Annotated in this window: 21 protein-coding genes; 18 read left to right on the top strand and 3 right to left on the bottom strand. The window is 65.6% G+C overall.

The window, feature by feature from the left end; genetic code table 11:
- Positions 1-109: 109 nt before the first annotated feature.
- Together V9K84_RS20240 and V9K84_RS20235 are read left to right on the top strand one after the other, a co-directional pair.
- Complete coding sequence (locus tag V9K84_RS20240) at positions 110-1,120, top strand: class 1 fructose-bisphosphatase (RefSeq protein ID WP_043862187.1); 1,011 nt, start codon at positions 110-112, stop codon at positions 1,118-1,120.
- A gap of 3 nt (positions 1,121-1,123) precedes the next feature.
- The gene (locus tag V9K84_RS20235; RefSeq protein ID WP_043862186.1) at positions 1,124-1,720 is read left to right on the top strand and encodes a DUF924 family protein; all 597 of its coding nucleotides are present in this window, start codon (positions 1,124-1,126) and stop codon (positions 1,718-1,720) included.
- A gap of 86 nt (positions 1,721-1,806) precedes the next feature.
- Here the strand turns inward: V9K84_RS20235 and V9K84_RS20230 are convergent, their stop codons facing one another.
- The gene (locus tag V9K84_RS20230; RefSeq protein ID WP_088514672.1) at positions 1,807-3,699 is read right to left on the bottom strand and encodes a methyl-accepting chemotaxis protein; all 1,893 of its coding nucleotides are present in this window, start codon (positions 3,697-3,699) and stop codon (positions 1,807-1,809) included.
- Between the two features lie 229 nt (positions 3,700-3,928).
- On the opposite strand from V9K84_RS20230, the gene bamE reads away from it, so the two are divergent.
- Both bamE and V9K84_RS20220 read left to right on the top strand, forming a co-directional pair.
- Positions 3,929-4,183, top strand: a complete 255-nt coding sequence (gene bamE, locus V9K84_RS20225) for an outer membrane protein assembly factor BamE (protein ID WP_043862184.1) — start codon at positions 3,929-3,931, stop codon at positions 4,181-4,183.
- Positions 4,180-4,755: a lipocalin family protein gene (locus V9K84_RS20220; protein WP_058541650.1), complete on the top strand. Its 576-nt coding sequence runs from the start codon at positions 4,180-4,182 to the stop codon at positions 4,753-4,755. The genes bamE and V9K84_RS20220 overlap by 4 nt, the downstream gene beginning before the upstream one ends.
- Before the next feature lie 91 nt (positions 4,756-4,846).
- Here V9K84_RS20220 and V9K84_RS20215 read toward each other — a convergent pair whose 3' ends face one another.
- On the bottom strand, positions 4,847-6,211 hold the full coding sequence (locus V9K84_RS20215; protein WP_088514673.1) for a formimidoylglutamate deiminase: 1,365 nt from the start codon (positions 6,209-6,211) through the stop codon (positions 4,847-4,849).
- 143 nt (positions 6,212-6,354) lie between these two features.
- On the opposite strand from V9K84_RS20215, the gene hutC reads away from it, so the two are divergent.
- The 14 genes from hutC (at position 6,355) to V9K84_RS20145 (ending at position 23,483) form a co-directional block, all read left to right on the top strand.
- Positions 6,355-7,065, top strand: coding sequence for a histidine utilization repressor (gene hutC, locus V9K84_RS20210; protein WP_162484873.1), 711 nt, complete (start codon positions 6,355-6,357; stop codon positions 7,063-7,065).
- Positions 7,062-7,634, top strand: a complete 573-nt coding sequence (locus V9K84_RS20205) for a HutD family protein (RefSeq protein ID WP_088514674.1) — start codon at positions 7,062-7,064, stop codon at positions 7,632-7,634. The genes hutC and V9K84_RS20205 overlap by 4 nt, the downstream gene beginning before the upstream one ends.
- Positions 7,635-7,822: 188 nt before the next feature.
- The gene (hutU, locus tag V9K84_RS20200; protein ID WP_043862179.1) at positions 7,823-9,499 is read left to right on the top strand and encodes a urocanate hydratase; all 1,677 of its coding nucleotides are present in this window, start codon (positions 7,823-7,825) and stop codon (positions 9,497-9,499) included.
- A gap of 64 nt (positions 9,500-9,563) precedes the next feature.
- Positions 9,564-11,096 carry a histidine ammonia-lyase gene (hutH, locus tag V9K84_RS20195; protein ID WP_088514675.1) on the top strand — a complete coding sequence of 511 codons (1,533 nt, stop codon included), beginning with the start codon at positions 9,564-9,566 and terminating at the stop codon, positions 11,094-11,096.
- Between the two features lie 93 nt (positions 11,097-11,189).
- Complete coding sequence (locus V9K84_RS20190; protein ID WP_088514676.1) at positions 11,190-12,584, top strand: amino acid permease; 1,395 nt, start codon at positions 11,190-11,192, stop codon at positions 12,582-12,584.
- A 15-nt stretch (positions 12,585-12,599) separates the two neighbouring features.
- Positions 12,600-13,832 carry an imidazolonepropionase gene (gene hutI / locus V9K84_RS20185; RefSeq protein WP_088514677.1) on the top strand — a complete coding sequence of 411 codons (1,233 nt, stop codon included), beginning with the start codon at positions 12,600-12,602 and terminating at the stop codon, positions 13,830-13,832.
- Entirely contained in the window at positions 13,817-14,620 is an 804-nt protein-coding gene (hutG, locus tag V9K84_RS20180) for an N-formylglutamate deformylase (RefSeq protein WP_054915776.1), read from the top strand. Before hutI ends, hutG begins: the two co-directional genes overlap by 16 nt.
- A gap of 171 nt (positions 14,621-14,791) precedes the next feature.
- Positions 14,792-15,763, top strand: coding sequence for a prolyl aminopeptidase (gene pip, locus V9K84_RS20175; protein ID WP_058541644.1), 972 nt, complete (start codon positions 14,792-14,794; stop codon positions 15,761-15,763).
- Positions 15,760-16,197 (top strand): D-aminoacyl-tRNA deacylase, encoded by a 438-nt coding sequence (gene dtd / locus V9K84_RS20170; protein ID WP_088514678.1) that lies wholly within the window; start codon positions 15,760-15,762, stop codon positions 16,195-16,197. The genes pip and dtd overlap by 4 nt, the downstream gene beginning before the upstream one ends.
- 262 nt (positions 16,198-16,459) lie before the next feature.
- On the top strand, positions 16,460-18,175 hold the full coding sequence (locus V9K84_RS20165; protein ID WP_080922881.1) for a glucan biosynthesis protein G: 1,716 nt from the start codon (positions 16,460-16,462) through the stop codon (positions 18,173-18,175).
- Positions 18,168-20,741 carry a glucans biosynthesis glucosyltransferase MdoH gene (mdoH, locus tag V9K84_RS20160; RefSeq protein ID WP_043862171.1) on the top strand — a complete coding sequence of 858 codons (2,574 nt, stop codon included), beginning with the start codon at positions 18,168-18,170 and terminating at the stop codon, positions 20,739-20,741. The genes V9K84_RS20165 and mdoH overlap by 8 nt, the downstream gene beginning before the upstream one ends.
- Positions 20,742-20,916: 175 nt before the next feature.
- On the top strand, positions 20,917-21,717 hold the full coding sequence (locus tag V9K84_RS20155) for a transporter substrate-binding domain-containing protein (RefSeq protein ID WP_043862230.1): 801 nt from the start codon (positions 20,917-20,919) through the stop codon (positions 21,715-21,717).
- A gap of 76 nt (positions 21,718-21,793) precedes the next feature.
- Positions 21,794-22,756 carry an amino acid ABC transporter permease gene (locus tag V9K84_RS20150; protein ID WP_043862170.1) on the top strand — a complete coding sequence of 321 codons (963 nt, stop codon included), beginning with the start codon at positions 21,794-21,796 and terminating at the stop codon, positions 22,754-22,756.
- Complete coding sequence (locus V9K84_RS20145) at positions 22,749-23,483, top strand: amino acid ABC transporter ATP-binding protein (protein ID WP_043862229.1); 735 nt, start codon at positions 22,749-22,751, stop codon at positions 23,481-23,483. The genes V9K84_RS20150 and V9K84_RS20145 overlap by 8 nt, the downstream gene beginning before the upstream one ends.
- Before the next feature lie 85 nt (positions 23,484-23,568).
- Here the strand turns inward: V9K84_RS20145 and V9K84_RS20140 are convergent, their stop codons facing one another.
- Positions 23,569-25,500 carry a methyl-accepting chemotaxis protein gene (locus V9K84_RS20140; protein WP_088514679.1) on the bottom strand — a complete coding sequence of 644 codons (1,932 nt, stop codon included), beginning with the start codon at positions 25,498-25,500 and terminating at the stop codon, positions 23,569-23,571.
- Positions 25,501-25,546: the final 46 nt, after the last annotated feature.

The raw sequence follows: 25,546 nt of genomic DNA, 5'->3' as shown, positions 1-25,546 counted from the left end.
TCGGGCCGATGTGTCGTCTGATCGGGCGAGCATGTCCTATTGCTCGCTAGCGCTTCACTCTCCCTGTAAACTGCGTGGGTTTTTTCTACCCCATCCTCCGGAGCCTTACATGTCCCGCGTTACCCTGAGTCGCTATCTGATTGAGCAGACCCGCAGCAACAGCACCCCTGCCGATCTGCGCTTCCTTATCGAAGTGGTGGCGCGTGCGTGCAAGGAAATCAGCCACAACGTGTCCAAGGGCGCCCTGGGCGGCGTGCTGGGCAGCATGGGCACTGAAAACGTGCAGGGCGAAGTCCAGAAGAAACTGGACGTGATTTCCAACGACATCCTGCTCGAAGCCAACGAGTGGGGCGGCCACCTGGCCGGCATGGCGTCCGAAGAGATGGACAATGCCTACCAGATCCCGGGCAAGTACCCCAAGGGTGCCTACCTGCTGGTATTCGACCCGCTGGACGGTTCGTCGAACATCGACGTCAACGTCTCGGTCGGCACCATCTTCTCGGTACTGCGCTGCCCCAACGAGTACCTGAGCCAGAACGAAAGCCTCAACGAACAGGCCTTCCTGCAGCCGGGCACCAAGCAGGTGGCCGCCGGTTACGCGATCTACGGCCCGCAGACCATGCTGATCCTGACCCTGGGCAACGGCGTCAAGGGCTTCACCCTGGACCGCGAGCTGGGCAGTTTCGTGCTGACCCACGAGAACATCCAGGTGCCGGAAACCACCGCCGAGTTCGCCATCAACATGTCCAACCAGCGCCACTGGGAAGCCCCGGTGACCCGCTATGTGGGCGAACTGCTGGCTGGCGAGACCGGCCCGCTGAAAAAGAACTACAACATGCGCTGGATCGCCTCGATGGTTGCCGACGTGCACCGCATCCTGACCCGTGGCGGCCTGTTCATGTACCCGCGCGATGCGCGCGAGCCATCCAAGCCGGGCAAGCTGCGCCTGATGTACGAAGCCAACCCGATGTCGTTCATCATCGAACAGGCCGGCGGTGCTTCCACCGACGGTCGCCAGCGCATCCTCGACATCCAGCCCGAGAGCCTGCACCAGCGTGTGGCGGTGTTCCTGGGTTCGAAGCAGGAAGTCGAGCGCGTCACCGGTTATCACCAGGAGTAAATCATGCTCGCACCTTGGCAGCCGTTGCTGGAGTGGTGGTTCGGCTGGGGCACCAGCCCCCAGGCCGTGGCTGACGAGAAGAGTACGCTGTGGTTCGGCAAGCACCACGACGACGAGGCGCGCGAGCGCTTCGGCGAGCTGGCCGCGCAGGCGCTGGCCGGCGAGCTGGACGAATGGCTGGCAAGCCCCCAGGGCTGGCTGGGCCTGGTGCTGCTGCTGGACCAGCTGCCCCGCATGATCCACCGCGACACGCAGCACGCCTTCGATGGCGACCGGCGCGCGCAGGTGCTGGTGATGCAGGGCCTGGACAAGGCCTGGGACTACCAGCTGCTGCCTATCCAGCGGGTGTTCATCCTGCTGGTGCTGGAGCATGCCGAGGTGCTGGACTGGCAGAACATCAGCATCGAGCGCTATCAGTTGCTGCTGGATGCGCAGCCGGACAGTGACCGGCGCCTGTTCGAAGGTTTCCTGGACTATGCCGAGCAGCACCAGCGGGTGATTGCGCGGTTCGGCCGCTTCCCGCACCGCAACCTGGTGCTGGGGCGCCCGAGCACCGATGAAGAGATGGACTTTCTGCTGGAGCCGGGCTCGCGGTTCTGAGCTGAACCCAATCGCGGGTCAAGCCCGCTCCCACTAGGACTATCGCAGTCCTTGTGGGAGCGGGCTTGACCCGCGATTGTTTCACCCTAGATCCTGAAGCTGCCCACCAGCTGCTTCAACCTGTCCACCTGGCTCTGCAGGTCATTGCAGGCCCGCAGCGTCGCCTGCAAATTCTCCACCCCTTCCTGATTCAGCGTATTGATCTCGGTGATGTCGACATTGATCGATTCCACCACGGCCGTCTGCTCTTCGGTGGCGGTGGCCACCGACTGGTTCATCCCGTCGATTTCGCCAATGCGCACGGTCACGCTGCCCAGGCGCTCGCCGGCCTGGTTGGCAATGCCCACGCTGTGCTCGCTCTGGCGCTGACTCTCGGTCATGGTGCCCACCGCCACCTGTGCGCCGGCCTGCAACTGCTCGATGATCTTCTGCACCTGTTGCGCCGAGTCCTGGGTACGGTGGGCCAGGTTGCGCACCTCGTCGGCCACCACCGCAAACCCGCGACCGGCCTCGCCGGCACGTGCCGCCTCGATGGCCGCGTTCAGTGCCAGCAGGTTGGTCTGCTGGGAAATGCCGCTGATCACCTCGAGAATCTGGCCGATGTTCACCGTGTTGGCGTTGAGCGTCTCGATATGGGTGCTGGCGTCGCTGATCTTGCTCGACAGCTGGTTCATCACCGCAATGGTCTGGTCGACCACCTGCTGGCCGTCCTCGGCCAGGTTGCGTGCTTCGCTGGAGTGCTGTGAGGCAAGGGCGGCGTTGTGGGCGATCTCATGGGCGGCGGCGCCCAGCTGGTTGATCGCCGCCGCCACACTGCTGGTGCGGCCCGACTGCTGGTCGGCATTGTGGATCGACGCGTTCGAGGCGCTGACCACGCGCAGGGCCACTTCATTGACCCGACCGGTGGCCGAGGACACTTCGCTGATCGAGTTGTGGATACGTTCCACGAAGCGGTTGAACGAGGAGCCCAGCGCGCCGAACTCGTCATGGGCATGAATGCGCAGGCGCCGGGTCAGGTCGCCTTCGCCTTCGGCGATATCGTGCATGGCGCGGCCCATCACATGCAGCGGCTCCATCAGGACGCGGATCAGCACGCCGAGCAAGGCGATGATGATCAGCACGGCGATGGCCGTGGCCACGATGGCCGAGGTCCGAAACTCGCCGAGCATGGCAAAGGCGTAGTCCTGGTCGACCACCATCGCCACGTACCAGTCGGCCGAAGGCACGCCGTTGACGCGGGTGAAGCTGATGAACTGCCGGCGCCCGTCCTGCTCGACTTCCTTGAGGCCGCTACCCGGCTGCGGCGTGCCCTGCGGGTAGGCATCGGCCAGGCGCTTGAGGGTCAGCGAGTTGTCCGGGTGGATCAGGATCTTGCCCTCGGCATTGACGATGAACGCCAGGCCGTGGCCGTCGAAGTTCAGCGAGTTGATGATGCTGCTGATGGTGTCCAGGTCGGTGTCGGCACCGCTGACACCGATCAGGCGGCCAGCCTGCTGCACCGGGGTGGCAATGGTGATCACCAGCTTGCCCGAGGAGGCCGAGACGTAGGGTTCGGTAACGATGCTGCGCCCGGCCTCGCTGGCGTCCTTGTACCAGCCGCGTACCCGCGGGTCGTAGTCGGCGGCGCGGTTGCCCGTGGGCACCGATTGCATGCTGCCGTCCTGGCCGCCGAAGTAGGTCAGGGTGAAGTTGCTGGCATACACCGGCAACGCCATCAGCCGGTCCAGGCTCGGCTTGCCGGGGCCATCCACGGCCACCTGCTGGGCAAACGAATGCTGCAGCTGGATGCGGCTCTGCAGCCAGGTCTGGATGTTGCTGGTGGTCAGGCTGCCGAGCTCCTGCATCGTGGCCTCGGTGTTGCTGCGCAGCGACTGGCGCTGGCGGTAATCGTTGAACAGGATGAAACAGGTAAACGCCACCGCGACCACGAGGGCGGCGGCCAGCAGGATCTTGTGGCTGAACTTCAGGTTTTTGGTCATTGCGAGGTCTGTCTGCACAAGGCGGTCAACGGGGAGGGCGCGGCGAAACGTCGCAGCGCCCTCCTGTGTCGTCCGCGCCGGGCAAAAAATGAGGCGGATGTGCGACTAGTCGACAAATGGCAACGATAACCGTGCAGGTAAATGGGGCTGCCGGGAACCGGATAGGGGTTTTTGCTTCTAAGCTCGAGTCAGGCCCCGTGCTTGCACCCTCATGTTCAGGAGTGACCCCATGTCGTTGCGTTCCCTCGCCCTGTTGTCGTTGTGCGTGTTGCTGGCCGCATGCAGCAAGATCAACCAGGAAAACTATTCCAAGCTCCAGGCCGGCATGCCCAAGGCCGAGGTCGAGCGACTGCTGGGCAGCCCCACCGAGTGTTCCGGCGCGCTGGGCATGACCAGTTGTACCTGGGGCGACCAGAAAGCCTTCATCAGCGTGCAGTACGCCGCCGACAAGGTGCTGATGTACTCGGGGCAGGGTCTCAAATGAAACGCCTGCCCCTGCTGTTGAGCCTGTGCGCCGGCCTGCTGCTGACCGGTTGTGCGCATTCGCGCGACGACGGGCCGTTGCCGCCCAAGACCGTCGACAGCGTCGACCTCAAGCGTTACCAGGGCAAGTGGTTCGAACTGGCGCGGCTGCCGATGTTCTTCCAGCGCAATTGCGCGCAGAGCGAAGCGCATTACAACCTCAAGCCGGACGGCACGGTGGGCGTGCTCAACCGCTGCATCACGCTCGAGGGCGAGTGGGAGGAGGCCAGTGGTACGGCGACGCCACAGGTGCAGGGCAAGACCGACAAGCTGTGGGTGGAGTTCGACAACTGGTTCTCGCGGTTGCTGCCGGGGGTGACGAAGGGCGATTACTGGGTGCTGTACGTGGACAAGGACTACCAGACGGCACTGGTGGGCAACCCGGACCGCAAGTACCTGTGGATACTGTCGCGCACGCCGACGATTCCGGCGCTGGAGCGCGAGAGCCTGCTGGCGCGGGCGCGTCAGCAGGGGTATGACACCACGCGGCTGATCTGGCGCGTCTCCGACCGCGATATCGCGCAAAAACGGTAACGGCCCTTTCGCCGGCAAGGCCGGCTCCTACAGGCGGTGTCGAACCTGTAGGAGCCGGCCTTGCCGGCGAAAGCCGCGCTGCGGTTTGAGATCAGCCCAGCAAATTGCGCAGCACCCCGGCAAACGCCCGCGCGCTCACCTCATCACCCGCATGCCGCCCCTGTTGCACCACCCACTTGCCATTGACCATCACATCGCGCACCTGCCGGTCGCCGCCGGCAAACAGCCAGCGATTGAGAACCCCGTCCCCGCTCGCCGTGGCGATATACGGATCGGCCCCATCCAGCACGATCCAGTCGGCCCGCCTGCCCACCGCCAGTTCGCCAACCGGCTGCCCCAGCGCCTGCGCACCACCGGCCAGGGCCGCATCGAACAGGGTGCGCCCCACCATCGGCTGATCGGCCCCATGCAACCGGTTGCGCCGCTGGTCGCGCAGGCGTTGGCCATATTCGAGCCAGCGCAATTCCTCCACCACGCTCAGCGACACATGGCTGTCCGAGCCGATGCCCATGCGCCCGCCCTGGGCCAGGTAGTCGACGGCAGGGAAGATGCCGTCGCCCAGGTTGGCCTCGGTGGTCAGGCACAGGCCGGCCACCGCCTTGCTGCGCGCCATGGCGCTGACTTCGTCGGGCTCGGCGTGGGTGGCGTGCACCAGGCACCAGCGCTGGTCGACATCGACGTTTTCATACAGCCACTGCAACGGCCGGCGGCCACTCCAGGCCAGGCAGTCGTCGACTTCCTTCTGCTGTTCGGCAATGTGGATATGCACCGGGCAGGCCTTGTCGCCGGCAGCCATGACCTGGGCGATCTGCTGCGGGGTGACCGCGCGCAGGGAGTGAAAGCACAGCCCCAGGCGCTGCGCCGGTTGCTGGGCGAGCAGCGGCGCCAGTTTCGTGTGCAGGTGCAGGTACTGCTCGGTGCCGTTGATGAAGCGACGTTGCCCGTCATTGGGCGCCTGCCCGCCGAAACCCGAGTGGCTGTACAGCACCGGCAGCAAGGTCAGGCCGATGCCGGTGTCGGCGGCGGCCTGGCTGATGCGCAGCGACAGTTCGGCCGGGTCGGCATAGGCCTTGCCCTGGGCGTCATGGTGCACGTAATGGAATTCGGCCACCGAGGTGTAGCCGGCCTTGAGCATCTCGATGTACAACTGGCGCGCGATGATGCCCAGTTGCTCGGGGCTGATCCGGCCCACCAGCCGGTACATCAGCTCGCGCCAGGTCCAGAAGCTGTCGTTGGGGTTGCCGGCCACTTCCGCCAGGCCGGCCATGGCGCGCTGGAAGGCGTGCGAGTGCAGGTTCGGCATGCCCGGCAGCAACGGCCCGGCCAGGCGCTCGGCGCCATCGGCCGAGGCGCCTGGCTGTACGCTATTCAACAGGCCGTCGGGGCCTGCCTCGATTCGCACGTTTTCTGCCCAGCCTGTAGGCAACAAAGCACGTTCGGCAAAGAACACGGACATCGGTACGCCACCCTTTTCTGGTTATTTGTATATACATATACAGACGTTTGCCTGCCCGGTAAACTGCGGCACTCTACCGGTCATACTCATCACCAAGGATTTTTGCCGTGTCGACACCTCCTGTCTCCGCGTTGGTTGCCCACATGGGCGAGGGCCCGGCGCCGCTGTATGCGCGGGTCAAGCAGATGATCGCCCAGCAGATCCAGAACGGCAGCTGGCCGCCGCATCACCGCGTACCGTCCGAGAGCGAACTGGTCACCGAGCTGGGCTTCAGCCGCATGACCATCAACCGCGCCTTGCGCGAGCTGACCGCCGAAGGCCTGCTGGTGCGCATGCAGGGCGTCGGCACCTTCGTCGCCGAGCCCAAGAGCCGCTCGGCGCTGTTCGAGGTCAACAACATCGCCGACGAGATCGCCGCGCGCGGCCACCAGCACAGCTGCAAGGTGATCACCCTGACCGAAGAGGCGGCAGGCTCGGAGCGGGCGCTGGCGCTGGACATGCGCGAAGGGCAGCGGGTGTTCCATTCGCTGATCGTGCACTACGAAAACGGCATCCCGGTGCAGATCGAGGACCGCTTCGTCAACGCCCAGGTCGCCCCGGACTACCTCAAGCAGGACTTCACCCGCCAGACCCCCTACGCCTACCTGTCCCAGGTGGCGCCGCTGACCGAAGGCGAGCACGTGGTCGAGGCGATCCTGGCCGAACCCGAGGAATGCCGCCTGCTGCAGATCGAGCCGGGCGAGCCGTGCCTGCTGATCCGCCGGCGCACCTGGTCGGGTCGCCAGCCGGTCACGGCGGCGCGCCTGATTCACCCCGGTTCCCGTCACCGCCTGGAAGGACGCTTCAGCAAATGAGTTCGTTGACCCTGTTACGTGCCGCCGACTACCCGCGCATGCCGTGGAAGAACGGCGGCGGCAGTACCGAAGAGATCACCCGCGATGGCGGGGCCGGCCTGGAGGGCTTTGGCTGGCGCCTGTCGATTGCCGACATCGCCGAGTCGGGCGGGTTCTCCAGCTTTGCCGGGTATCAGCGCGTGATCAGCGTGCTGCAGGGCGATGGCATGCGCCTGATGGTGGATGGCCAGGCCAGCCGCGAGCTGCTGGCGTTCGATGCCTTTGCCTTCAGCGGCGAAAGTGCAGTGAGCTGCAACCTGCTGGGCGGACCGATTCGCGACTTCAACCTGATCTACGCGCCGCAGCGGTTTGCCGCGCGGTTGCAGTGGCTGTCGGGTGAAAGCCGGGTGTACAGCTCGGCCCAGACGCTGCTGGTGTTCGCGGCGCACGAGCGGGTGCGGGTCAAGGTCGCAGGGCATGCCGAGCAGTGGCTGGGTCGCTATGACTGCCTGCGGCTGGACGGCAACCACGGGTTGCTGGAGTTCGAGGTCAGTGGGCAGATCTGCCTGATCGAGCTGACCGAACGTTAAAGGCTTCGCCAGCAAGGCTGGCTCCTGCAGGTTCCATTCTTTTTTTGCGTGTGGGAGCCGGCCTTGCCGGCGAAGCGGACGACACTGTTTTTTGGTTGCCTGTACTTGTACATACAAGTAAATGTATGTTTGTATTGCATCCATGGCAGTGCCATCCCGAATTCGCCTTTCGCTCGAGGAGCCCTTACGTGACGAACAAGCACAATAAATTCCGTGACGTCGAAATTCGCGCCCCGCGCGGCACCCAGCTCACCGCCAAGAGCTGGCTGACCGAAGCGCCACTGCGCATGCTGATGAACAACCTCGACCCGCAAGTTGCCGAGAACCCCAAGGAGCTGGTGGTGTACGGCGGCATCGGCCGCGCCGCGCGCAACTGGGAGTGCTACGACAAGATCGTCGAGAGCCTCACCCACCTGAATGACGACGAGACCCTGCTGGTGCAATCCGGCAAGCCGGTCGGCGTGTTCAAGACCCACAGCAACGCCCCGCGCGTACTGATCGCCAACTCCAACCTGGTGCCGCACTGGGCCAACTGGGAACATTTCAACGAACTCGATGCCAAGGGCCTGGCCATGTACGGCCAGATGACCGCCGGCAGCTGGATCTACATCGGCAGCCAGGGCATCGTGCAGGGCACCTACGAAACCTTCGTCGAAGCCGGCCGCCAGCACTACAACGGCAGCCTCAAGGGCAAGTGGGTGCTCACCGCGGGCCTGGGCGGCATGGGCGGCGCGCAGCCACTGGCCGCGACCCTGGCCGGCGCCTGCTCGCTGAACATCGAATGCCAGCAGAGCCGCATCGACTTCCGCCTGAGCAGCCGCTACGTGGATGAACAGGCCACCGACCTGGACGACGCCCTGGCGCGCATCGCCAGATACACGGGCGAAGGCAAGGCCATCTCCATCGCCCTGCTGGGCAATGCCGCCGAAATCCTGCCCGAGCTGGTCAAGCGCGGCGTGCGCCCCGACATGGTCACCGACCAGACCAGCGCCCACGACCCGCTCAATGGCTACCTGCCGGCCGGCTGGACCTGGGAGCAGTACCGCGACCGCGCGCAGACCGAACCGGCGGCGGTGGTCAAGGCTGCCAGGCAGTCGATGGCCGTGCACGTGCAGGCCATGCTCGACTTCCAGAAGCAGGGCATCCCGACCTTCGACTACGGCAACAACATTCGTCAGATGGCCAAGGAAGAGGGCGTGACCAACGCCTTCGACTTCCCCGGCTTCGTACCTGCCTATATCCGCCCGCTGTTCTGCCGCGGCGTGGGCCCGTTCCGCTGGGCCGCGCTGTCGGGCGACGCCCAGGACATCTACAAGACCGACGCCAAGGTCAAGGAACTGATCCCCGACGACGCGCACCTGCACAACTGGCTGGACATGGCCCGCGAGCGCATCAGCTTCCAAGGCCTGCCGGCACGTATCTGCTGGGTCGGCCTGGGCCTGCGCGCCAAGCTGGGCCTGGCGTTCAACGAAATGGTGCGCAGCGGCGAGCTGTCGGCACCGATCGTGATCGGCCGCGACCACCTGGACTCCGGCTCCGTCTCCAGCCCCAACCGTGAAACCGAAGCCATGCAGGACGGCTCCGACGCCGTGTCCGACTGGCCGCTGCTCAATGCCCTGCTCAACACCGCCAGCGGCGCGACCTGGGTCTCGCTGCACCACGGCGGCGGGGTGGGCATGGGCTTCTCGCAGCACTCGGGCATGGTCATCGTGTGCGACGGCACCGACGAAGCCGCCGAGCGTATTGCCCGCGTCCTGCACAACGACCCGGCCACCGGCGTGATGCGCCATGCCGATGCCGGTTATCAGATCGCCATCGACTGTGCGAAAGAGCAGGGTCTGAACCTGCCGATGATCACGCGCTGAGCGGCGCCCTGGTCGATACTGAATTCATGACGGGCGTGAACGCCTTTCGAGACGGAGCAATAACGTGACCCAACTGACCCTGAAGCCTGGCACCCTGACCTTGGCTCAGCTGCGTGCGATCTACCAGCAACCGCTGACCCTGCAACTGGACGCCAGCGCCGACCAGCAGATCGAAGACAGCGTGGCCTGCGTCGAGCAGATCCTTGCCGAGGACCGCACCGCCTACGGCATCAATACCGGTTTCGGCCTGCTGGCCTCGACCCGCATCGCCAGCCACGACCTGGAGAACCTGCAGCGCTCGCTGGTGCTGTCCCACGCCGCCGGCGTCGGCGCGCCGCTGGACGACGCCCTGGTGCGCCTGATCATGGTGCTCAAGGTCAACAGCCTGAGCCGTGGTTTTTCCGGCATCCGGCGCAAGGTGATCGACGCGCTGATCGCCCTGATCAATGCCGAGGTCTACCCGCACATTCCGCTCAAGGGCTCGGTGGGCGCCTCCGGCGACCTCGCACCGCTGGCGCACATGTCGCTGGTGCTGCTGGGCGAAGGCAAGGCCCGCCACAAGGGCCAATGGCTGCCGGCCACCGAAGCGCTGGCGGTGGCCGGCCTCGAGCCGCTGACCCTGGCTGCCAAGGAGGGCCTGGCCCTGCTCAACGGCACCCAGGCGTCCACCGCCTATGCGCTGCGCGGGCTGTTCGAAGGCGAAGACCTGTTCGCTGCCGCCGTCGCCTGCGGCAGCCTCACCGTCGAAGCGGTGCTGGGCTCGCGCTCGCCCTTCGATGACCGCATTCATCAGGCCCGCGGCCAGCGTGGCCAGATCGACTCGGCCGCCTGCTACCGCGACCTGCTGGGCGACGGCAGCGAAGTGTCGGCCTCGCACCAGAACTGCGGCAAGGTGCAGGACCCGTACTCCCTGCGTTGCCAGCCACAGGTGATGGGCGCCTGCCTGACCCAGTTGCGCCAGGCCGCCGAGGTACTGGTGGTGGAGGCCAACGCGGTGTCCGACAACCCGCTGGTATTCGCTAAGGAGGGTGACGTGATCTCCGGTGGCAACTTCCACGCCGAGCCGGTGGCCATGGCCGCCGACAACATGGCCCTGGCCATCGCCGAAATCGGTTCGCTGAGCGAGCGGCGCATCTCGCTGATGATGGACAAGCACATGTCGCAGTTGCCGCCGTTCCTGGTGGCCAATGGCGGGGTCAACTCCGGCTTCATGATCGCCCAGGTCACCGCCGCCGCGCTGGCCAGCGAGAACAAGGCGCTGGCGCACCCGCACAGCGTCGACAGCATTCCCACCTCGGCCAACCAGGAAGACCACGTGTCGATGGCCCCGGCCGCCGGCAAGCGCCTGTGGGAAATGGCCGAGAACACCCGCGGTGTGCTGGCCGTGGAATGGCTGGCCGCCTGCCAGGGCCTGGACCTGCGCACCGGCCTCAAGACCTCGCCCAAGCTGGAGCAGGCGCGCCAGGCCCTGCGCGGCCAGGTCGCGCACTACGACAAGGACCGTTTCTTCGCCCCCGACATCGAGGCGGCCATCGCCCTGCTGGCCGCGGGCACGCTGACCGGCCTGCTGCCGGCCAAGGTGCTGCCCAGCCTCTGACGCCACCGGCTGGCCGTGCAGGCCAGCCGTCTGCCGCGCGAACCCTGGCGGGTTCGCGCTGCTTTTCGCCTACAAAAAAAACAGGAACGCGAAATGCAATCTCAAGCACAAGGTCTCAAGCGCGGGCTTACGGCCCGGCACATTCGATTCATGGCACTGGGCTCGGCCATCGGCACCGGGCTGTTCTACGGTTCGGCCGCGGCCATCCAGATGGCCGGCCCGGCGGTGTTGCTGGCCTACATGATCGGCGGCGCGGCAGTGTTCATGGTGATGCGTGCACTGGGTGAAATGGCCGTGCACAACCCGGTGTCCGGCTCGTTCGGCAAATACGCCAGCACCTACCTGGGGCCCATGGCCGGCTTCGTGCTGGGCTGGACCTACGCCTTTGAAATGATCATCGTGTGCCTGGCCGACGTCACGGCCTTCGGCATCTACATGGGCTTCTGGTTTCCCGAGGTGGCGCGCTGGGTGTGGGTGCTGGGCATCGTGTTCCTGATCGGCGGGCTCAACCTGTGCAACGTCAAGGTGTTCGGCGAGATGGAGTTCTGGCTGTCGCTGCTCAAGGTCGGCGCGATCGTGGCGATGATCCTGGCCGGTTTCGGCATCATGGCCTTCGGCCTGGCCAATGCCGAGGCGGGCAACACGGTGGGCATCGGCAACCTGTTCGATCACGGCGGCTTCATGCCCAACGGTGTCGGTGGCCTGATCGCCTCGTTCGCGGTGGTGATGTTCGCCTTCGGCGGCATCGAGATCATCGGTATCACCGCCGGTGAAGCCAAGGACCCGCAGCGCGTGATCCCCAAGGCGATCAACGCCGTGCCGCTGCGCATCCTGCTGTTCTATGTGCTCACCCTGTTCGTACTGATGTGCCTGTACCCCTGGCCGCAGATCGGCAGCCAGGGCAGCCCGTTCGTGCAGATCTTCAGCAACCTGGGGATCGGTTCGGCGGCCACGGTGCTCAACATCGTGGTGATCTCGGCGGCGGTGTCGGCCATCAACAGCGATATCTTCGGTGCCGGGCGCATGATGTACGGCCTGGCCGAGCAGGGCCACGCGCCCAAGGGCTTCTCGAAGATCTCGCGCCACGGCGTGCCGTGGATGACCGTGCTGGTGATGGGCGCTGCGCTGCTCGGTGGCGTGGTGCTCAACTACCTGATTCCGGAAAACGTGTTCCTGCTGATCGCCTCCATTGCCACCTTTGCTACGGTATGGGTGTGGCTGATGATCCTGGTGACCCAGGTGGCCATGCGCCGCAGCATGAGCCGCGAAGAGGTCGCGCAACTGAAGTTCCCGGTACCGTTCTGGCCGTATGGGCCGGCCGCAGCCATCGCCTTCATGCTGTTCGTGTTCGGTGTGCTGGGCTACTTCCCCGACACCCAGGCGGCGTTGATCGTCGGCGTGGTGTGGGTGGTGTTCCTGGTGGCCGCCTACTGGCTGTGGTGCAAGCCGCGTGGCACGGTCACGCAGCCGGTGTCGACGCCTCAATAGTTACGGAGACTGTGCATGAAAACCCTCTGGCAGCACTGCCATGTGGCAAGCATGGCGCACGGCGCCTACTCGATCATCGAGGACGCGGCCATTGTCACCTGCGCCGGGCGCATCGAATGGATCGGCCCGCGCCAGGTGCTGGCAGGCCCTGTGCCTGACAGCACGGTCGACCTGGACGGTGCCTGGGTCACCCCCGGGCTGATCGACTGCCACACCCACGTGGTGTTCGGCGGCAACCGCAGCGGCGAGTTCGAACAGCGCCTGCAGGGCGTGAGCTACGCCGAGATCGCCGCCCAGGGGGGTGGCATCGCCAGCACCGTGCGCGCCACCCGCGCCGCCAGCGAAGACGAGCTGTATGCCAGCGCCCTGCGCCGGGTGCAGGCCCTGATGCGCGATGGTGTGACCACCCTGGAGATCAAGTCCGGCTACGGCCTGGACATGGACAACGAGCGCAAGATGCTCAAGGTGGCGCGCCGGCTCGGCCAAACGCTGCCGCTGACCGTGCGCAGCACCTGCCTGGCGGCGCATGCCTTGCCGCCCGAGTACGCCGAGCGCGCCGACGACTACATCACTCACATCTGCGAGCAGATGCTCCCGGCGCTGGCTGGCGAAGGGCTGGTGGATGCGGTGGATGCGTTCTGCGAATACCTGGCGTTTTCGCCGGCGCAGGTCGAGCGGGTGTTTCTCAAGGCCCGCGAGCTGGGCCTGCCGGTCAAGCTGCATGCCGAGCAGCTGTCGTCGCTGCACGGTTCGAGCCTGGCAGCGCGCTACCAGGCACTGTCGGCCGATCACCTGGAGTTCATGGACGAGGCCGATGCCATCGCCATGGCCCAGGCCGGCACGGTGGCGGTGCTGCTGCCGGGGGCGTTCTACTTCTTGCGCGAAACCCAGCTGCCGCCGATGGACGCGCTGCGCAGGCACGGCGTGAAGATCGCGATTGCCAGCGACCTCAACCCCGGCACCTCGCCGGCCTTGTCGCTGCGCCTGATGCTGAACATGGCCTGCACCCTGTTTCGCATGACCCCCGAAGAAGCCCTGGCCGGTGTCACCGTGCATGCCGCCACGGCGTTGGGGCTGGGCGACAGCCATGGCTCGCTGGAGGTCGGCAAGGTGGCCGACTTCGTGGCCTGGGACATCGAACGGCCGGCAGACCTGGCCTACTGGCTGGGCGGCGATCTGCACAAGCGGGTGGTGCGCCACGGCGTTGAACTGACTGATAAAGGGGAGGCTGCATGGACAAGGTCGTGAGTTTTCACCAGGGTACGCTGCCGCTGCTGGTCAGCATTCCCCATGCCGGGCTCAGGCTGACCCCGGCGGTCGAGGCCGGGCTGGTGGACGAGGCCAGGGGCCTGCCGGACACCGACTGGCACATTCCGCGCCTGTACGCCTTTGCCCGTGAGCTGGGCGCCAGCGTGGTGGTGGGCGAGTATTCGCGCTTCGTCATCGACCTGAACCGGCCCGAGGATGACCAGCCGCTGTATGCCGGCGCCACCACCGGGCTGTTCCCGGCCACGCTGTTCGAAGGGCAGCCGTTGTTCAAGGCGGGGCTGGAGCCGAGTGCGGCCGAGCGGGCGGGCTACCTGGAGGCCATCTGGCGGCCGTATCACGACACCCTCACCGGCGAGCTGGCGCGCCTGCGCGAGCAGTTCGGCTATGCGTTGCTGTGGGATGCACACTCGATCCGCTCGGTGATCCCGCACCTGTTCGACGGCACGTTGCCGGACTTCAACATCGGCACCTTCAATGGCGCGAGCTGCGACGCGGCACTGGCCGAGCGGGTCAGGGCGGTGGCGGCCGGCGCGCAGGGCTACAGCCATGTGCTCAACGGGCGCTTCAAGGGCGGGCACATCACCCGTCACTATGGCGCCCCGGCCAACAACGTGCACGCGGTGCAGATGGAACTGGCGCAGTGCAACTACATGGAGGAGGTGGCGCCGTTCACCTACCGCGACGATCTGGCGCAGCCGACCCAGCGGGTGCTGGAGCAGATGCTGGTGGCGATGCTGGGGTGGGGGCGCGAGCGTTACCCGGCATAGGACCGCGGCGCTGCCTTCGCCGGCAAGGCCGGCTCCTGCAGACGGTTGCGAACCGGTAGGAGCCGGCCTTGCCGGCGAAGGGGCCCGAAAGCCGAACACAGGTACATGCTCAAAGCGCATTTCGGGTTTATGATGCCCAACGGCAGCCTATTTCCCCACACGGAGTGCGTAATGCAGACCTTGTACCCGCAGATCAAACCCTACGCCCGGCACGATCTGGCCGTGGAAGCACCGCATGTACTGTACGTCGATGAAAGCGGTTCCCCGGAAGGTCTGCCCGTGCTGTTCATTCATGGCGGCCCGGGCGCCGGCTGCGATGCGCAAAGCCGCTGCTATTTCGACCCCAACCTGTACCGCATCGTCACCTTCGACCAGCGCGGCTGCGGTCGCTCCACCCCGCACGCGAGCCTGGAGAACAACACCACCCAGGCCCTGATCGAAGACATCGAGCGTATCCGCGAGCACCTGAACATCGAAAAATGGGTGCTGTTCGGCGGTTCCTGGGGCTCGACCCTGGCCCTGGCCTACGCCCAGACCCACCCCGAGCGCGTGCACGGGCTGATCCTGCGCGGCATCTTCCTGTGCCGCCCGCAGGAAATCGAATGGTTCTACCAGGCGGGTGCCAGCCGACTGTTCCCCGACTACTGGCAGGATTACATCGCGCCGATCCCCGCCGACGAGCGCGACGACCTGGTCAAGGCCTTCCACAAGCGCCTTACCGGCAACGACCAGATCGCCCAGATGCATGCGGCCAAGGCCTGGTCCACCTGGGAGGGCCGCACCGCGACGCTGCGTCCCAACCCGCTGGTGGTCGACCGTTTCTCCGAGCCGCAACGCGCCCTGTCGATTGCCCGCATCGAATGCCACTACTTCATGAACAACGCGTTCCTGGAGCCCGACCAGCTGATCCGCGACATGCCGCGTATCGCCCACCTGCCGGCGGTGATCGTGCACGGTCGCTATGACGTGATCTGCCCGCTCGACAACGCCTGGGCGCTGCACCAGGCCTGGCCCAACAGCGAGCTGAAAGTGATTCGCGACGCCGGCCACGCCGCCTCCGAGCCCGGCATCACCGATGCGCTGGTGCGCGCCGCCGACCAGATGGCCCGGCGCCTGCTCGACCTGCCGCTGGAAGAAGCGTGAAGGGCCTGCTGCAACGCGCGCGTGGCGCGCGGGTAGAGGTCGACGGCGAGATCGTCGGGTCCATCGACCAGGGCCTGCTGGTGCTGGTCGCCGTCGAGCCCGGCGACACCCCGGCCCACGCCGACAAGCTGCTGCACAAGCTGCTCAACTACCGGGTGTTCAGCGACCCCCAGGGCAAGATGAACCTGTCGCTCAAGGACATCGACGGCGGCCTGCTGCTGGTATCGCAGTTCACCCTGGCTGCCGACACCCAGAGCGGCCTGCGTCCGAGCTTTTCCACCGCCGCGCCACCGGCACTCGGTGCCGAACTGTTCGACTATCTGCTGGCCCAGGCGAGGCTCAAGCACCCCACGGTGGCGAGCGGGCGTTTCGGTGCGGACATGCAGGTTCACCTGGTCAATGATGGCCCTGTGACATTTATGCTACAAATATGAAGGTGAAAAGGCCGCTGCTTGCATGAAAACAGCGGCTTTTCAGCATAAATAGTTGCTTGGCCCTGATGCGTTGTAACGCGGCCTGCTGGATAATCGCGCGAAATGTGGGCCTGCGTTCGCAGGCCCGTTTTACTCTGACTTGAGCATCGTCCGGAACCGTTTGGGGAATCATTGTGCCCTTTCGGAGTCCGAACAGTGCTCGCCAACCCGGCATACGTCGCTGGCCGTTGGTTCTTTGATCTGTTTTCGGCGAGGGTTGCTCGTGATTGTAAGTCCCTGTAATGCACCAAGAACTTCCGCCAATCGGCTGCGCAAGGCCTTCGTGGCAGCCTCTGCACTGGTCTGCCTGCTCAGCGCGGGCCAGCTCTGGGCGTTCAACCTCGACGACGTGGCAGCCAAGGCCAAAGACCTGGCCGGGCAGAAGTACGAAGCACCCAAGAGCAACCTGCCGGCCGTGTTCCGTGACATGAAGTACGGCGACTACCAGAAGATCCGCTTCCTGCAGGACAAGGCCGAGTGGGCCCAGGACAAGACCCCGTTCAAGCTGTCGTTCTACCACCAGGGCATGCACTTCGACACGCCGGTACGCATCAACGAAGTCACCGCCAACAAGGTGCAGGAGATCAAGTACGACCCGAGCCGCTTCGACTTCGGCGACGTGCAGTTCGACCCCAAGGCCACCGACAAGCTCGGCTACGCCGGCTTTCGCGTGCTGTACCCGATCAACAAGGCCGACAAGCAGGATGAAATCATGACCCTGCTTGGCGCCAGCTACTTCCGCGTGGTCGGCAAGGGCCATGTGTATGGCCTGTCGGCCCGTGGCCTGGCCATCGACACCGCGCTGCCGTCGGGCGAGGAGTTCCCGCGCTTCACCGAGTTCTGGGTCGAGAAGCCCAAGCCGACCGACAAGCACCTGGTGATCTACGCGCTGCTCGATTCGCCGCGCTCCACCGGCGCCTACAAGCTGACCCTGCGCCCGGGCACCGACACCATCGTCGACGTCAAGTCCAGGGTGTACCTGCGTGACCACGTCAGCCGCCTGGGCATCGCCCCGCTGACCAGCATGTTCCTGTTCGGCGGCAACCAGCCGTCCAAGGTGCCCAACTACCGCCCTGCGCTGCACGACTCCGAAGGCCTGTCGATCCATGCGGCCAACGGCGAATGGCTGTGGCGCCCGCTCAACAACCCCAAGCACCTGGCCGTGAGCAACTTCAGCGTCGAGAACCCGCGTGGGTTCGGCCTGCTGCAGCGCCAGCGCGAGTTCAGCCAGTTCGAAGACCTCGACGACAACTACCAGAAGCGCCCGAGCGCCTGGATCGAGCCGAGCGGCGACTGGGGCAAGGGCACCGTCGACCTGGTCGAGATCCCGACCGCCGACGAGACCAACGACAACATCGTGGCCTTCTGGAGCCCGGAAAAACTGCCTGAGCCCGGTGTGGCATCCGAATTCAACTACCGCCTGCACTGGACCATCGACGAGTCCGAGTTCCACTCGCCGAACCTGGGCTGGGTCAAGCAGACCCTGCGCTCCACCGGTGACGTCAAGCAGTCCAACCTGATCCGCCAGCCCGATGGCAGCATCGCCTTCCTGGTCGACTTCGAGGGCCCGGTGCTGGCCGCCCTGCCGGAAGATGCCAACGTGCGCAGCCAGGTGACCACCGACGACAACGCCGAAGTGGTCGAGAACAACCTGCGCTACAACCCCGAGATCAAGGGCTGGCGCCTGACCCTGCGCCTGAAGGTCAAAGACCCGAGCAAGGCCACCGAAATGCGCGCCGCGCTGCTGCGCGACGTGCCGGTCGAACAGCCCAAGCCGGCCAAGCCTGCCAAGCAGGACAAGGCCGCTGCCAAGCACGCCAAGCAGGAAAAACCTGCCCAGCCGCCAGCCGCCGATGCGGCGACCACCACCGGGGCACCGGCCACCACCGAACAGGTGTTGACCGAGACCTGGAGCTATCAGTTGCCTGCCGATGAGTAACTCTTCACAAAGGCCGGAATCGCTTGGCGAGTACCTGGCCCATCTGCCCCTGAGCGACGAGCAGCGCGCCGAACTGGCCAGCTGCAATTCGTTCAGCGAGCTGCACCGACGCCTGTCGGCGCAGCCGCCGGTGGGTGAAAACGGTTCGGTACAGGGCTCGGTGGGCAGCCGCCTGACCCTGGACAGCGCCGCGGAACTGGAAGAGGCCGAGATGCTCGCCCTCGACGCCAGTGGCCGGGTGTGCCTGAAGGCCACCCCGCCGATCCACCGCACCCGGGTGATCCCCGAGCCATGGCGCACCAACATCCTGGTGCGCGCCTGGCGCCGGGTCACCGGACGTACCAACGCGCCGGCGCCTGAACAGCGCGAGCTGCCCAAGGCGCGCTGGCGCTGGGTGGGTTCGATGCGCCGCTACATCCTGCTGGCGTTGATGCTCGGCCAGACCGTGGTCGCCGGCTGGTACATGAAGGGCATCCTGCCGTACCAGGGCTGGTCGTTCGTCGACCTCGACGAAATCATGCACCAGTCGTTCATGCAGACCGTCACCCAGGTGTGGCCGTATGCGCTGCAGACCAGCATCCTGATCCTGTTCGGCATTCTGTTCTGCTGGGTGTCGGCCGGTTTCTGGACCGCGCTGATGGGCTTTCTGGAACTGCTCACCGGGCGTGACAAGTACCGGATTTCGGGCAGCAGCGCCGGCAACGAGCCGATCGAGGCCGGGGCGCGCACCGCACTGGTGATGCCGATCTGCAACGAAGACGTGGCTCGGGTGTTCGCCGGCCTGCGTGCGACCTTCGAGTCGGTGGCGGCCACGGGCAACCTGGACCGCTTCGACTTCTTCGTGCTCAGCGACACCAACGACACCGACATCGCCGTGGCCGAACAGCAGGCCTGGCTGGACGTATGCCGTGAGGCCAAGGGCTTCGGGCGCATCTTCTACCGTCGCCGTCGTCGCCGGGTCAAACGCAAGAGCGGCAACCTCGACGACTTCTGCCGTCGCTGGGGCGCGGACTACCGCTACATGGTGGTACTCGACGCCGACAGCGTGATGAGCGGCGAATGCCTCACCAGCCTGGTGCGGCTGATGGAAGCCAACCCCGACGCCGGGATCATCCAGACCGCGCCCAAGGCGTCGGGCATGGATACCCTGTATGCGCGCATGCAGCAGTTCGCCACCCGGGTGTACGGCCCGCTGTTCACCGCCGGCCTGCACTTCTGGCAGCTGGGCGAGTCGCACTACTGGGGCCACAACGCGATCATCCGCATGAAACCCTTCATCGAGCACTGCGCCCTGGCGCCGTTGCCGGGCAAGGGCGCCTTCGCTGGTGCGATCCTGTCCCACGACTTCGTCGAAGCCGCACTGATGCGCCGTGCCGGCTGGGGCGTGTGGATCGCCTATGACCTGCCGGGCAGCTATGAAGAGTTGCCGCCCAACCTGCTCGACGAGCTCAAGCGCGATCGGCGCTGGTGCCACGGCAACCTGATGAACTTCCGCCTGTTCCTGGTCAAGGGCATGCACCCGGTGCACCGTGCGGTGTTCCTCACCGGGGTTATGTCGTACCTGTCGGCGCCGCTGTGGTTCTTCTTCCTGGTGCTGTCGACCGCGCTGCTGGCGACCAACACCCTGATGGAGCCGCAGTACTTCCTCGAACCGCGTCAGCTCTACCCGCTGTGGCCGCAGTGGCACCCGGAAAAAGCCATCGCGCTGTTCTCCACCACCATCGTGCTGCTGTTCCTGCCCAAGCTGCTGAGCATCATCCTGATCTGGGCCAAGGGCGCCAAGGAGTTCGGCGGGCGCATCAAGGTCACCCTGTCGATGCTGCTGGAGATGCTGTTCTCCATGCTGCTGGCGCCGGTACGCATGATCTTCCACACCCGCTTCGTGCTGGCCGCGTTCCTGGGCTGGGCCGCGACCTGGAACTCGCCACAGCGTGACGACGACTCCACCCCGTGGAGCGAAGCGGTGCGCCGGCATGGCCCGCAAACCCTGCTGGGCGTGGCCTGGGCGCTGCTGGTGGCGTGGCTGAACCCGAGCTTCCTGTGGTGGCTGGTGCCGATCGTGGGCTCGCTGATGCTGTCGATCCCGGTGTCGGTGATTTCCAGCCGCACCAACCTGGGCCTGCGCGCCAAGGACGAGAAGCTGTTCCTGATTCCTGAGGAATACGCCACGCCGCAGGAGCTGCTGGCCACCGACCAGTACACCCACGAAAACCGCTGGCATGCGCTGAAGGACGGGTTTGTGCGGGCCGTGGTCGACCCGCAACAGAACGCCCTGGCCTGTGCCCTGGCGACCGCGCGCCATGGCGTGGCGGAGGTGGTCGAGCGCAACCGCGCCGAGCGCATCGCCAAGGCCCTGGAAGTCGGCCCGGCCGCGCTGGATGGCGCCACGCGCCTGGCGCTGCTCAGCGACCCGGTCGCCCTGGCACGGCTGCACAGCCGCGTGTGGGCCGAAGACAACCGCGCCTGGCTGGATGTGTGGCGTGAGTCGATTGCCAACGACCCGCACTCGCCGCTGTTGCCGCTGCACCCGCAGCACGAGGGGCAGGCAGCACTCGCCGGGGCCTGATCTGCGGGCCCCTTCGCCAGCAACGCTGGCTCCTACAGGTCATCCGTGCCGTTGTAGGAGCCGGCTTTGCCGGTGATGTTTCACTCCTTTTTCTGATACCAACAACGCCCCCCATGCGTTAGCATCCCCCCCGATAATAAAACTCGAAGTTTTCCTGCTGGGGGATCTGGTGATGATGAAAAAGTATCTGTCGATGCTGATGATCGGCGTCGCGGCACTGATGACGGTGAACGCTGCACAGGCAGCCGGCGCCATCGATGACGCGGTCAAGCGCGGCACCTTGCGCGTAGGCATGGACCCTACCTACATGCCGTTCCAGATGACCAACAAGCGTGGCGAGATCATCGGCTTCGAAGTCGATATCCTCAAGGCCATGGCCAAGTCCATGGGCGTCAAGCTGGAAACCGTCTCCACCGCCTACGACGGCATCATCCCGGCCCTGATGACCGACAAGTTCGACATGATCGGCAGCGGCATGACCCTGACCCAGGAGCGCAACCTCAAGCTCAACTTCAGCGAACCCTTCATCGTGGTCGGTCAGACCCTGCTGATCCGCAAGGAGCTGGCCGGCGAGATCAAGACCTACAAGGACCTGAACAACGAGAAGTACCGCCTGACCTCCAAGCTCGGCACCACCGGTGAAATGGTCGCCAAGAAGCTGATCGGCAAGGCCAAGTACCACGGCTACGACAACGAGCAGGAAGCGGTGATGGACGTGGTCAACGGCAAGGCCGACGCCTTCGTCTACGACGCCCCGTACAACGTGGTGGCAGTGAACAAGGCCGGCGCCGGCAAGCTGCTGTTCCTCGACGAGCCGTTCACCTTCGAACCGCTGGCCTTCGGCCTGAAGAAGGGCGACTACGACAGCCTGAACTTCATCAACAACTTCCTGCACCAGATCAAGCACGACGGCACCTACGATCGAATCCACGACAAGTGGTTCAAGGACACCGCCTGGCTGAAGGACATGGAATAAGGCCGCGGCCCCACGCCCGGTTCGAAACCCGACGCGCAGGCTGGCCCTGCGCGTTCGCTTTTACGGAAGTACCCCCGTGATCAAACACAAGAAAGCCCAGTGGCCCTGGCATGGGCTGACGGCGCTGGTCCTGATCGGCCTGGCGCTGAGCCTGTATTACGCAACCTCGGTGATCTCCTACGAGTGGCGCTGGAACCGCGTGCCGCAGTACTTTGCCTATCAGGCCGAAGTTGCCCAGCGCGCCGCCGAAAACGGCGTGATCGAGGCGATCGAGCGCAAGGGCGACATGGCCCGCGTCACCTTGCGTGACGAGAGCGGCGCCGAACAGGTGCTGAACGTCGAGCAGGCCAGCCTGCAGATGGACCGTGGCGACGACGTGGCCGAGGGCGACCTGATCGGTGTGACCCACCAGTGGGCCGCCGGGCCGCTGGCCTGGGGCCTGTTCACCACCTTGTGGATCTCGGTGGCGGCGGGGGTGCTGGGGCTGGTGATCGGCCTGTTCGCCGGCCTGTGCCGGCTGTCCAGCAACCCGACCCTGCGCGACCTGTCGACGGTGTATGTCGAGCTGGTGCGCGGCACGCCGCTGCTGGTGCAGATCTTCATCTTCTACTTCTTCATCGGCACCGTGCTCAACCTGTCCCGCGAGTTTGCCGGGGTGGCGGCACTGGCGCTGTTCACCGGCGCCTATGTCGCCGAGATCGTGCGCGCCGGGGTGCAGTCGATTGCCCGCGGCCAGGGCGAGGCGGCCCGTTCGCTGGGCCTGAGCGCCGGCCAGTCGATGCGCCACGTGGTATTGCCGCAGGCGTTCAAGCGCGTGCTGCCGCCGCTGGCCGGGCAGTTCATCAGCCTGGTCAAGGACACCTCGCTGGTGTCGGTGATCGCCATCACCGAACTGACCAAGAGTGGCCGCGAGGCGATCACCACCTCGTTCTCCACGTTCGAGATCTGGTTCTGCGTCGCCGGGCTGTACCTGCTGATCAACCTGCCGCTGTCGCATTTCGCCAGCCGGCTCGAGCGGAGGCTTGCGCAAAGTGATTGAAGTCCGTGACCTGGTAAAAGTCTTCGACACCCGTGGGCAGGTGGTGCGTGCGGTGGATCACGTCAGTACCGACGTGGCCAAGGGCGAAGTGCTGGTGGTGCTGGGCCCGTCGGGCTCGGGCAAGTCGACTTTCCTGCGCTGCCTCAACGGCCTGGAAACCTTCGACGAGGGCACCGTGGCCATCGACGGCCTGCAACTGGCCGACCCGAAGACCGACGTGAATGCCTATCGGCGTGAAGTCGGCATGGTGTTCCAGCACTTCAACCTGTTCCCGCACATGACCGTGCTGGAGAACCTGTGCCTGGCGCAGAAGGTGGTGCGCAAGCGTGGCAAGGCCGAGCGTGAGGCCAAGGCGCGTGCGTTGCTGGAGAAGGTGGGCATTGCGCAGAAGGCCAACGAGTTTCCCTCGCGCCTGTCTGGTGGCCAGCAGCAGCGCGTGGCGATTGCCCGTGCGCTGGCGATGGAGCCGAAGGTGATGCTGTTCGACGAGCCGACCTCGGCGCTGGACCCGGAGATGGTTGGCGAGGTGCTGGACGTGATGAAGACCCTGGCCCTGGAAGGCATGACCATGGTCTGTGTGACCCACGAAATGGGCTTTGCCCGGGAAGTGGCGGACCGCGTGCTGTTCTTCGACCATGGCAAGTTGCTGGAAGATTCGCCACCGGAGGCGTTCTTCACTGCGCCGAAGGACCCACGAGCCCAGGCGTTCCTGCGCCAGGTGCTGTAACCGCAGCGTGGCCTTCGCCAGCGAGGCTGGCTCCTGCAAGGTTTCGCCGCACCTGCAGGAGCCAGCCTTGCTGGCGAAGAGGCCGTTACAGGCTGAACCGCCCGACCAACGTCTGCAACTGCCCCCCCAGTCGCGCCAGCTCCACGCTCGACGCCGCAGTCTGCTGGCTCGCCGTGGTCGTCTGATCGGCAATATCCCTCACCGTCATCACATTGCGGTTGATCTCCTCGGCCACCGAGCTCTGCTCTTCACTGGCCGTGGCGATCTGCTGGTTCATGCCCTGGATGCTCGACACTGTCTCGGTGATCTGCCCCAGCGCCGCGCCCGCCCGCCGGCTCAGTTCGACGCTGTCGCGGCTCAGGTCGCGGCTGCTGTCGAGCAGGTGCACCACCTGCGCCGTACCACTGTGCAGGTTGCCGATCAGCTCCTCGATCTCCTCGGTGGACTGCTGGGTACGCTGGGCCAGGCCGCGCACTTCATCGGCCACCACCGCAAAACCACGCCCGGCCTCGCCCGCCCGCGCAGCCTCGATGGCGGCATTGAGCGCCAGCAGGTTGGTCTGCGACGAAACCGACTTGATCACATCCAGGATGCTGCCGATACGCTCGCTCTCCTGCGCCAGCTGCTGCATGGCCAGGATCGACTCCTCCACCTGGCTGGCCAACTGCTCGATCTGCCCGATGGCGTCGTTGACCACCTGGTTGCCTTCGCGCGCCTGGCTGTCTGCGGCAGTGGCTGCCGCCGAGGCGAACTCGGCGTTGCGCGCCACCTCCAGTACCGTGGCGGCCATCTCGTTCATCGCGGTGGCCACCTGGTCGGTCTCGTCCTTCTGGTTGCCGGTCATCACCTGGGTGCGCTCGGCGACACTCGACAGCTCGCCCACCGCAGCGGTCAACTGGCCGGTGCCCTGGCCGATGCCACCGATCAGCTCGCGCAGGCTCAGGGCCATCTGCTGCATGCTGTTCTGCAACTGCCCCAGCTCATCCTGGCGTGATACCCGCAGGTCGCTGCGCAGGTCGCCCTTGGCGATGCATTGCGCCGCTTGCAGGGTGCGTCTGAGCGGTTCGGTGATCTGGCGCGTGATCAGCCACGCGGCCAGGCTGCCGAGTACCAGCGCCAGCAAGGCGATGACGCTGAGCATGCTGCGTGCCTCGAGGGCTTCTTCGTCGCGCAGCTGGATCTGGTGTCGGGTCAGTACGCGACTGGCATCGCGCAGCTGGTTGCCCATGGTCTCCAGCCCGCCCTGAAGCTGCTCTACTGCAATGGCGGCCTGGCGGTAGCGGTCCAGCAACTGCACATAGCTGGCGAGCGCGGCGGTAGTGGCCTGCAGGTCGCTGGGCGGCAGGTTGCGCCTCAGATCGGCCAGGCTGGCCTGGGCGGCGCCGAGCGCGCTGGCACCCACCTGCTCGAAGGCACTCAGCGGGCTGAAGGTATAGGCCGGGGCGCGGCTTTGCTGGCCGGCGGTCTCGATGTGTCGTGCAAGCGTTGCGAACAGGCGCTGCTCCGAGGCCTGCCGTTCGCTGCCCTGGCGCTCGCTCAGCAGGGTCTTCTGCTCGAGCGTGTCGATGCCATCGAGCAGGCGCTGCTCCTGTTCACGCAGGGCGGTTTCGTGCGTATGGCGCATGCCGACGGCCTGCTGCAAGGTGTCGAAGTCGCGCACGAACTGGCCGACCACCTGCTGATTGGCCGTGATCACCTGGCGGTCGGCCGCATCGTCGAACTGCCCCAGCATGCTCTGCAGCAGGCGCTCCAGTTCGGTCAGGGTCGCGCTGATCCTGCGCCTGCTCTCGTCGTCCGCCAGCACCCGGTAGGTGATGCGCTCGGCACGCAGGTCCTTGCTCAGGTCGTTGATCGCGGCAATCTGGGTGAGGCGCTGCGAGCTGTCGATGGATTCGTTCAGTGCATGCCAGCCGCCCAGGGTGGTCGCCAGCGTCAGCAGCAGGACGCTGGCAAATCCCAGGGCCAGCTTGAGCCTGACGCTCAGGTTGCCAAGCATCCGGTACAAAGGTGCGAACATGACGGTTCTCCAGTGAAATGAGGGATGTAGCGCCTGGATAGGGTCG

This window comes from Pseudomonas sp. AE27, from assembly GCF_037113495.1.
Taxonomy (GTDB): Bacteria; Pseudomonadota; Gammaproteobacteria; order Pseudomonadales; family Pseudomonadaceae; genus Aquipseudomonas; species Aquipseudomonas palmensis.
Note: the sequence above shows the minus strand (reverse complement) of the source record. Positions and strands in the feature narration are given on the sequence as shown.

Bases quoted from the DNA above. Each gene is read 5' to 3' on its own strand.
- V9K84_RS20240 (WP_043862187.1), top strand. From the start codon at position 110: ATGTCCCGCGTTACCCTGAGTCGCTATCTGATTGAGCAGACCCGCAGC.
- V9K84_RS20235 (WP_043862186.1), top strand. From the start codon at position 1,124: ATGCTCGCACCTTGGCAGCCGTTGCTGGAGTGGTGGTTCGGCTGGGGC.
- V9K84_RS20230 (WP_088514672.1), bottom strand. From the start codon at position 3,699: ATGACCAAAAACCTGAAGTTCAGCCACAAGATCCTGCTGGCCGCCGCC.
- bamE (WP_043862184.1), top strand. From the start codon at position 3,929: ATGTCGTTGCGTTCCCTCGCCCTGTTGTCGTTGTGCGTGTTGCTGGCC.
- V9K84_RS20220 (WP_058541650.1), top strand. From the start codon at position 4,180: ATGAAACGCCTGCCCCTGCTGTTGAGCCTGTGCGCCGGCCTGCTGCTG.
- V9K84_RS20215 (WP_088514673.1), bottom strand. From the start codon at position 6,211: ATGTCCGTGTTCTTTGCCGAACGTGCTTTGTTGCCTACAGGCTGGGCA.
- hutC (WP_162484873.1), top strand. From the start codon at position 6,355: ATGGGCGAGGGCCCGGCGCCGCTGTATGCGCGGGTCAAGCAGATGATC.
- V9K84_RS20205 (WP_088514674.1), top strand. From the start codon at position 7,062: ATGAGTTCGTTGACCCTGTTACGTGCCGCCGACTACCCGCGCATGCCG.
- V9K84_RS20190 (WP_088514676.1), top strand. From the start codon at position 11,190: ATGCAATCTCAAGCACAAGGTCTCAAGCGCGGGCTTACGGCCCGGCAC.
- hutI (WP_088514677.1), top strand. From the start codon at position 12,600: ATGAAAACCCTCTGGCAGCACTGCCATGTGGCAAGCATGGCGCACGGC.
- hutG (WP_054915776.1), top strand. From the start codon at position 13,817: ATGGACAAGGTCGTGAGTTTTCACCAGGGTACGCTGCCGCTGCTGGTC.
- pip (WP_058541644.1), top strand. From the start codon at position 14,792: ATGCAGACCTTGTACCCGCAGATCAAACCCTACGCCCGGCACGATCTG.
- mdoH (WP_043862171.1), top strand. From the start codon at position 18,168: ATGAGTAACTCTTCACAAAGGCCGGAATCGCTTGGCGAGTACCTGGCC.
- V9K84_RS20155 (WP_043862230.1), top strand. From the start codon at position 20,917: ATGAAAAAGTATCTGTCGATGCTGATGATCGGCGTCGCGGCACTGATG.
- V9K84_RS20140 (WP_088514679.1), bottom strand. From the start codon at position 25,500: ATGTTCGCACCTTTGTACCGGATGCTTGGCAACCTGAGCGTCAGGCTC.